Source organism: Microcoleus sp. B3-D2, assembly GCF_036705345.1.
Taxonomy (GTDB): domain Bacteria; phylum Cyanobacteriota; class Cyanobacteriia; order Cyanobacteriales; family Microcoleaceae; genus Microcoleus.
This window is the reverse complement of the sequence record NZ_JAUBUG010000037.1, coordinates 60,886-69,043: the sequence shown is the minus strand read 5'-3', so window position 1 is coordinate 69,043 and position 8,158 is coordinate 60,886. Positions and strand designations below refer to the sequence as shown.

7 protein-coding genes are annotated in these 8,158 nt (G+C 44.4%); 2 read left to right on the top strand and 5 right to left on the bottom strand.

Going from position 1 to position 8,158, the window contains the following annotated elements:
• Nucleotides 1-188: 188 nt before the first annotated feature.
• The 3 genes from QUB14_RS15610 to QUB14_RS15600 all read right to left on the bottom strand — a co-directional run bounded on the left by QUB14_RS15610 (nt 189) and on the right by QUB14_RS15600 (nt 3,064).
• A complete protein-coding gene (locus tag QUB14_RS15610; RefSeq protein WP_333217790.1) occupies nt 189-1,211 on the bottom strand; it encodes a tetratricopeptide repeat protein in 1,023 nt (340 codons plus the stop codon).
• Nucleotides 1,212-1,386: 175 nt separating this feature from the next.
• Nucleotides 1,387-2,577 (bottom strand): cysteine desulfurase family protein, encoded by a 1,191-nt coding sequence (locus QUB14_RS15605; protein ID WP_333217791.1) that lies wholly within the window; start codon nt 2,575-2,577, stop codon nt 1,387-1,389.
• An 85-nt stretch (nt 2,578-2,662) separates the two neighbouring features.
• A complete protein-coding gene (locus QUB14_RS15600; RefSeq protein ID WP_006631653.1) occupies nt 2,663-3,064 on the bottom strand; it encodes a DUF7682 family zinc-binding protein in 402 nt (133 codons plus the stop codon).
• A gap of 191 nt (nt 3,065-3,255) precedes the next feature.
• Between QUB14_RS15600 and QUB14_RS15595 the strand changes: the two genes are divergently transcribed.
• Both QUB14_RS15595 and QUB14_RS15590 read left to right on the top strand, forming a co-directional pair.
• Nucleotides 3,256-4,917, top strand: a complete 1,662-nt coding sequence (locus tag QUB14_RS15595; protein ID WP_333217792.1) for a DUF655 domain-containing protein — start codon at nt 3,256-3,258, stop codon at nt 4,915-4,917.
• Nucleotides 4,918-5,244: 327 nt separating this feature from the next.
• Entirely contained in the window at nt 5,245-5,889 is a 645-nt protein-coding gene (locus QUB14_RS15590) for a hypothetical protein (protein WP_333217793.1), read from the top strand.
• A 137-nt stretch (nt 5,890-6,026) separates the two neighbouring features.
• On the opposite strand, the gene cax is transcribed toward QUB14_RS15590, so the two are convergent.
• Complete coding sequence (cax, locus tag QUB14_RS15585; protein ID WP_333217794.1) at nt 6,027-7,127, bottom strand: calcium/proton exchanger; 1,101 nt, start codon at nt 7,125-7,127, stop codon at nt 6,027-6,029.
• A 220-nt stretch (nt 7,128-7,347) separates the two neighbouring features.
• Complete coding sequence (locus QUB14_RS15580) at nt 7,348-7,806, bottom strand: hypothetical protein (RefSeq protein WP_333217795.1); 459 nt, start codon at nt 7,804-7,806, stop codon at nt 7,348-7,350.
• Between the last annotated feature and the right edge of the window lie 352 nt (nt 7,807-8,158).

Below are 8,158 nucleotides of genomic sequence, written 5' to 3'. Positions count from 1 at the left end.
GGAAATTAGTTTCCACCCATTCCCCCCCAGATGTCAAGCCTGATTTTGTTAAGAAAGATGTGAGTAAGGCATAGCTTCTTAAGGGGGATGCGAGGGGGATCGAGATATGTGCAACTTCACATTAAATTGGTATTAGGCGAAGATATCGGAAAAAACCCGGTTTCTGAGATTGTTAAAGCTGCCTCACTTTAGGCATTAGCCAGCTTCTTTTGAATCATTGCCCAATATTCAGGGAAATCCTCACGGGTATATACTGTTAATGCTGCTTCATAAAAGGATCTCGCCTTTTCGATATTTTCATCCCGCGAACCGTTGATTCTGTCATAATAGGCATTACCTAGGTTATATTGAATCATTGCCCAATCTTCAGGAAACTGTTCGGGGGTACGAACACTTAAAGCAGCGTCAAAAAATGCGATCGCGCGATCGAGATTTTCCGCCCGCGAACCGTTGATTCTGTTGGCGTAAGCAGCAGCTAGGTTATTTTGAGCCATAGCCCAATCTTCCGGGAAAGCCTCAAGGGTATAGACTGTTAAAGCAGCGCCATAAAGGGCGATCGCCATTTCCACATTTTCGGCCCGCGAGCCCTTTATTCTGGTAATGTAGGCAGCAGCTAAGTTGTTTTGAGTTTGAGCAAACTTTTGGCTTCCGGGTTGCCGATTATTTAAAACAACTGGATAAGCAGCAAGGGCAATTTCAATATTATCCGCTCTATTCCCACCGGAGAAATTACTAATATTAATGCTCAAGTCTTCAACGAGGCTGACAATTGAATCAATAGTTTTTGCATTTTCCCCACCAACTAATTTCTCGACTACTTGCTCTAAAATATCCGAAAAACGAGCATTTAGGAGATGTTTTCGTTCAGCTAGCATGGAGTGAATTACTGCTGTATTGCTATTGCTATCATCTTCTGATTGCAATAATTCTAGAATAAAGTTTGCATACTCTTGGGGATTTTCACCTTCGGAGTTATCGCCCTCGTTGATATCGATTAATTGTGCTAGCTGAGCGATCAGATTCCGCAGGAAATTAGCGCCGTTTTGTCCTCCTTGCTGTGCCATTTTTTCTGCTACCAACTCGCAAGTTTCCAGAAAGTGGACATCCAACAATTCTGAGTTATCTTGTAATATCTGCGGTTCTTCGCCGTTGGGGCAATTCAGCAGGGTGTGAATTAGTTCTAGGTAGGCTTGGGCGCGGCTTTCTTCCATTATGGGGAGTTGTGAATAATATCGGGTTTATTGTAGCATGGTTGTGGATTTTGGGGCTTGTTGTACGAGATGCAGACGGCGGTTGAAACCGCTTCTACACAAACGATGTCCATGCCAAGCGGACTGAAGACAAGACGGCGTTTTCCAACCGCCCAATCTTCAACCGCCCAGTTTTTTAATTCCTACACAATGCTACCTTGGGCATTAGTCTATCCAAAATTTGCTCGATAGCAATTACTGTCCAATCAATATCAGCTTCTGTGGTTTCTCGCCCTAGAGTCAATCGAATGCCACCAACTGCACCGATTTCGTCATATCCCATTGCTAATAATATCGGACTGGGAGTTAGTTTGCCACTGCTACAAGCGGCACCGGAACTAATGCCAATTCCGGCTAAATTTAACTGTCTCACCATAGTTTTGCCTGTGATTTGCTCTGTGTCTCTCTTTTGGTAAGGGCGACAGGATGGGGAGACGATGCAAAAACTGACGTGGTGGGGCAGTCGGTAATATCGATCGCCAGTTGGTACTAAACTGGGTACGTGGGATAATCCGTCAAAAAGTCGATCGCGCAATTCAATTAACCTCGGCGTTTCCACATCTATTTCCTGCAATGCTAACTCCGCCGCCACCCCAAAACCGACGATTGTCGGCAGCGCTTGTGTCCCGGAACGCATTTTCAATTCTTGGCCACCACCGCCTAAAATTGGCACTAATTCTACTCCCGGACGCACGTATAGCGCCCCTGCACCTTGTGGCCCGTAAAGTTTGTGACTGGAAACCGAAAGCAAGTCTACGGGCAGTTTCTGCACGTCAACTTGCAGCTTGCCGGCAACTTGAACTGCATCGGTATGAAACATGATATTGCGATCGCGCGCAATTTGTCCTAATGCCTCAATTGGTTGCAGCGTCCCAACTTCGCTTTGTCCGTAAATGATTGAAATTAAAACTGTATTGGATCGCAGCGACTCTTGCAAATCCAAAGGGTGAATGCGCCCAAATTTATCCACTGGTAGGCGCGTCACTTCCCATCCCAACTGTTCGAGTTGTCGCGCCGGTTCTGCTACTGCAGAATGCTCTACGCTGGAGATAATAATATGCTGCGGCTTTGTATAAAGACGCGCAATTCCCATAATTGCCAAATTGTCCGCTTCAGTGCCGCCACTGGTAAAAATCATCGATTCCGGTAGCGCGTTAATCAAGCTAGCAACCTGCATTCTTGCTAATTCTAAAGCTGTCGCCGCCCTTTGTCCCCACTCGTGCAAGCTGGAAGGATTGCCCCACTGCTGAGTCAGGGCTTTTTGCATGGCTTGAACCGCTTCTGGGCGTGCGGGTGTTGTGGCGCTATAGTCGAGGTAAATTTGCATGATAAATAACTAATTAATGAATGTTGACTGTTGACTCTTGACTGCTGACTGTTGTGAGTGGCTACCAATAACCAATAACCGATGACTAACTTCCTGGTTTACAGACGTTGTAGTCTTCGTGCGACAAAACTTTTTGGGGAATTAAGAAAGTGCCGCAATCTTCACAAAGCATTCTGTAGTTGCGAGTTACAGGAATACTGATTATCAAACGGTTATGACGCAGGCGTTTGCCGCCGAAATCTCTGTAATTCTTATTTTCGCCCAAAGCTGCTATAATTGCCCGGGCTTTAGTGACTACGTGGTCGGGCAGACCTCTGAGATCGATGATATCTCTAGCAAATGATGCTTCCCTCTCTTGTTTTTTGGTTTGTTTTTCTGCCAGCACTTCAACGTAATGCTGCTGCGCCACCAACTCTTGCGTGCAGCGATGGCACGCTTTACCATATCCTTTGTGACCGCACGGAAAAATTGTTTTTCTTTTAGCCATAAAGCAGCGGTATCGGGTTTGACCCACGCCCCTGAATGCTGCTACCCTACCAGTGATGCTTCCGGCATCGAGGCAGTTCTACAAGACGTAAAATCTATTCCCTTGCATAAATTTAATAGGTTGTAACTTTACTCGATCCAATAGCTTTGAACTGTGGTTCGGCTAATAACCTCTATTTTTTTAAAAATTTTGTGGCTGTATTGTATTATCATTTAGTCGGTTTCTGTTGTGCTGGGCTGGTGGCGCTCAATCTGGTGGGCTGCGGACAAACAAAGCAAGACGTGCAGAATTTACCTCTCAGCCTGGCTCCATTGCCTCAAGACCCCTTGTTGCAAGTATACTTCAATCAGTCGATCGCTTCGAGTTATACAGAGCCTTACCGCCAGCAAACTAGACCTGGAGATGATTTAGAAAAGTCGATCGCTGTTGCGATCGCCAGTGCTGGATCGACGGTAGATGTAGCGGTTCAGGAGTTTCGCTTGCCCAGTATTGCGAGGGTTTTGGCCGATCGACAGCGATCGGGAATTAAAGTGAGATTAATTGTCGAACATATCTATAGTCGCCCTTGGAGCGATTTTACAGCTCAGGAGTTAGCGAAATTACCGGAAAGAGAGCGCGATCGTTATACCGAATTTGTGCAACTTGCCGATCGCAATAAAGACGGTAAATTGAGTGCCGAGGAAATCAAGCAAAATGATGCTTTGGTAATTGTCAAGGATGCGGGTATTCCGGTAATTGACGATACTGCTGACGGCAGTAAAGGCAGCGGTTTGATGCACCACAAATTTGTGGTGATTGACGGCAAAACCGTAATCGTTACTTCGGCTAATTTTACCACAAGCGATATACATGGCGATTTCAAGACACCAGCAAGTCGCGGCAATGCAAACAATTTGCTGAAAATTGAAAATGCTCAAGTAGCGCAACTATTTACTCAAGAATTTAACATCATGTGGGGTGACGGGCCCCAGGGCAAACCGGACAGCAAGTTTGGCATCAAAAAGCCGTTTCGTCAAGTGCAAAAAGTAAGAGTAGGGAATTCGACAGTTGGGGTGCAATTTTCGCCGACGGCTGCGACTTTGCCTTGGGAAAAAAGCGCCAACGGTTTGATAAATCGAACTTTGGGTAGTGCGAAAAAGTCGGTTGATTTGGCGCTGTTTGTATTTTCGGCTCAGCGGTTGTCAAATACTTTGGAAATTGAAGCTAGCCGGGGAGTTGCGGTGCGAGCTTTAATTGACTCTAATTTTATTTATCGCTCTTATAGTGAAGGGTTGGATATGATGGGGGCGACTTTGATGCAAGATTGCGGGTTAGAAACTGACAATCGCCCTTGGAGAAAGCCACTGACTACGGTGGGAGTACCGCTGTTACCAATGGGCGATCGCCTGCACCACAAATTCGGCGTTGTGGACGGCAAAACCGTGCTTACAGGTTCTCACAACTGGAGTGAGGCTGCAAATCACGGGAATGACGAGACGCTGCTGGCGATCGAGAGTCCCGTAGTTGCAGCCCATTTTGAGCGGGAGTTCGATCGGCTTTACAAAGGTGCAACCTTGGGAATTCCCGCCCGAATCAAACAGAGAATTGATGCTAAGAAAAAAGAGTGCGATTCACTACAAGCAGCATCAAAATCTGCGGCTGCCAAACCTCAAATTGCTGCTAAAAAGTTAGTTAATTTAAATACAGCCAGTCAGGAAGAATTAGAAACCTTGCCCGGGGTTGGCCCGAAGTTAGCCGAGAGAATTATTACAGCGCGGCAACAGCAACCTTTCACCTCTTTGGAGGATGTGGCACGGGTACAGGGAGTCGGGGACAAGATTTTAGATAGATGGCGCGATCGAGTAACTTGGTAGTTAAGTTCATACTCCTGAGATGTTGCAACATTCTCAATTACTTGTTTAGGAACAGGCAAGATGCCTGTTCCACAAGAAAATTCACTCTTTGTGGAACAGGCCGGAAAGCCTGTTCTTGAGAATGGTGCAAGATGTGAGTAATCAGGACTTCATTCGTGACTCTAAAAAGTTCACAGTCATAACTTCCGTCCTTCCTTTCGCAACTCAGCATCCAAGACTCAAGTCCTCACTAGAAACCTATTCGATCCACTTTGACAACACCTCACGTCTCAAGTTAAAATAACTCCCAAATAAAATGCTATCTATTCACATGAGAGGTAGAGAGAGATGGAACAGGCCAGATTTGTTACGGGGAGGTCACAAATCAAATTTCTAGCTATTTTCATGGGGGCAATCTTTTTGACGCTAGCAGCTTTCACAGTCAGCGCTCAGCAGACTAACAACGCACAATTTAGGGTCAAAAACGAAAACACTTTTAATATTAATTTGATTCAATTTAAGCGCGTTGAATATGTAGGTACTTGTGCCGGTACTGCGATCACGCCTGATTCGCAAAGCGCTCGATTTGTCTCCAGCAAAACTCCTCCCGCCCCTAACAGGAGAGTGATGATTAAAAATGTGACTGATGGCATGGAAAGTAACCCCTATCCCTACACAGACAGAAGTTACAATAAAGGTGAGTTCTCCGAGGATTTTGGATTTAAGTTGGGTAACAGTCACAAAACAAGAACTTTTTCGGTTTTAGAGGGAGAAAATAACTTTCTCTATGAAATTAAAGAAAATGACCAAGTTATAGAACAAGGTTCGCTTACCGCTCAAGTTTCTATACAAAACTTAGGTACTTTTCCCCGTCAGCAAATTTGTGAAAATAAGATAGAATGTAAAGATACTTCTGATTGTCGCGATCGTAAAGGCAGAAAAAGAAGTTGCAGACAACAGTGTTTTCCTGTTCAACAGTGTCGCTGTCCCTAACTACTTTATGTCCAAAAAATATTTTCTTTAATTAATGGCAAAATACTAAGAGGAATAACAAACCAGAAAAAAGATAAGTTATTTTCAAGGGAAGAGCGGCAACCACGGGGGATTGCCCCTCCAAAAAAATTGTTAGTTCAAGTAATGGGGTGAAAGTAAAATGCCGCTCCTAACACGATATATGTTGCTAAAAGCAGCACTCCTTCCAGCCAATTAGAGCGCCCGTCGATACTGATTAGATTGGCAATTGTCACTGCGATGGCAACTGCAACTACTTCAAACGGATTGAAGTTTAAATCCATCGGCTGATGAATCACTAATCCGATAATTACCAACACCGGCGCTACCAGCAAAGCAACTAGCAAACTCGAACCCATTGCGACAGAAACTGACAAATCCATATTGTTTTTCATCGCAACTCCTACCGCAGTTACATATTCGGCGGCGCCACCAACAATCGGCAACAGAATTACCCCTGTAAACAGCGGCGTCAATCCCAATCCTTTGGTAGTTTCTTCGACAACACCAACGAAAATTTCTGATTCAAAAGCAACGGCAACAGTTGAGGCCACTAGCACTCCTATCCACAGCCACAAATTCGGTTTGTGCGTAGTAGATTCCTCTTTGGCATTTTGAGGATTTTCTGACTCTAGTTCGAGTAACCCAACCTCGTAAAGATAGCTGTGAGTTTTTAATGAAAATAGGAGAGTTAGAGCGTAAACTGCAATTAGGACGATCGCAGTTATTAAGGAAAGATTCTGAATGGCTGCGGGTTCGACTCCATTGGAGGTGTAAATTACCATTGTCGGCAGCAGAATTGCAATCACTGCTAGAGTCATTGTGGAACCGTTCACCCGCGCGATAATCGGTTTAAATTCTTGTTCTTTGTAGCGGATGCCTCCTAGCAGCATGGAAAATCCCATGACTAAGAGCAAGTTGCTGATAATTGTACCGGTTATGCTGGCTTTTACAATGTCAATTAAGCCAGCTTTCAGGGCAACTATTGCAATAATTAATTCCGTAGCATTGCCGAAGACGGCATTTAATAAGCCGCCTATGGAGGGGCCTGTAACGATCGCCACTTCTTCTGTTGCTGTACTCAACCAAATCGCCAGAGGTATAATGCCTAAAGCGGATGTGATGAAAACTGCCAGGGCACCCCAGTGCAAATACTCAGCGGCGATGGAAATGGGGATAAAAATTAACAGCGCTATGGAAAGAATCTTTTTGATTGACATAGGAACTCGGATGGTGTATTGAAGAGTGAGGTTTAGCTGTCGCGGCGCTCGTCAAGTTGATTTTACATGATTCAACTATCCTCTGACTCACCCAAATACGGATACAAGCCCCGGACTTAAGTTGTGGAGAGCAATCATGGTTTAGAAAAAAGTTTTAGCCCCCCGCAAACGGCTGTGGAGTTAATCTAAAATCTAAAATTTGAACGAGACTGACTGTTGTCTATCTGAGAAAAAGTGCGCCGTCATTCCGAATCCTTAAAGATGTTTTATCCAACCCTAAATCATTTGTCTCGTCTAATCTTACCTCTAGAGCTCCTTCGCCACCAGGTTTCAAACTGGGTTTCAATAATGCGCCATCTAGCCGCCTAAATACAATTGAGGCCGGTAGTGTCAATGCTGGCAGCGCGACTGTTGAATTTTCCGCTAAACTCTGGCGGTTAGTCTGTCCAACCACGTAAAAAAATAGTCGATCGTTGCTTTTATTCGTTAATCTAACATTGACTTTGCCATTAACTGGAACTATCTTGCCGTCAGGAACTCTTTCTGGTTCGTTAGTTGGGGATATTTCGCTAGCAAAACTCGCATAGTGGGTTAAAGGCAAAAAGCTGTTGCCTGCTACGGCTAAGCTGACAGCCAGTAGACTTGGCAGCCAGGTTTTATCGATCGGTAACTTGCACATTTTTTTTATTGACTTTGCCGCGAAAAATTCTAATAAGCGATTTTACCTTATCCTGCTATTTTCTGACAAGTCGCCTAGGAAGTAAATTCGAGCTTTTCATAGCTGACATATTAGCGGTAAAGATGGAATTTGAATATAATATGAAGTTATAAAAATATGGAAAATATAGATATTAGTATGTAGTATCCAGTTATCGAATAAAAGCAAGTTGATAAGTCGCCCCAATTAACTTTTGAATAGTACCGATTCTCTCAAAATGATGAAGAAGGAAGAAGCAAGTTCGGCGACAAAGCCGTGTAGGGAATTTAACGCCTCGAAGTTGAGGGAAGAAAAAAGATTTTGTCAACTTTCC